1 protein-coding gene is annotated in these 372 nt (G+C 55.1%); it reads right to left on the bottom strand.

Going from position 1 to position 372, the window contains the following annotated elements; all coding sequences use genetic code 11:
* A partial coding sequence (locus CIK98_RS18240) for a DNA-binding protein (protein ID WP_094384534.1) occupies nucleotides 1–372 on the bottom strand: 372 nt, incomplete at both ends.

Raw genomic sequence — 372 nt, 5'->3', positions numbered from 1 at the left:
AGTCCTCTATCACGCCAGAGTCACTGGAGTTCACGCGCTTCACCACCTTTCCGTTGCGGTCGTAGCAGGTGATGCTCACTGCGGTGGTCATCAGTTCCTTCTTCACGTCGCTAGAAGGCACGAAGATAATCTTTCGGGTGGTGATGAGGCTCGACGCCACCATGTTCACGTCCTCCACACTCTTTGCGTTCAGACCGAATCGCATTGTTCCCAGTCCCGGCACCGGCACCGAATGGCCCTCAGTGGCCCAAGCCTTAATCACGTCGCCGCAAGCAGAGAACGCGGCTTGGAGAGCACCTTTTTGGATACCCGATCGAAGAGAAGCCTCCTCAATCATCTTGCTCTCAGAGAGAGATGAATACTTTTCTGCGG

The sequence above is a fragment of the Prevotella sp. P2-180 genome (assembly GCF_002251435.1).
Classification (GTDB): Bacteria; Bacteroidota; Bacteroidia; order Bacteroidales; family Bacteroidaceae; genus Prevotella.
Note: the sequence above shows the minus strand (reverse complement) of the source record. Positions and strands in the feature narration are given on the sequence as shown.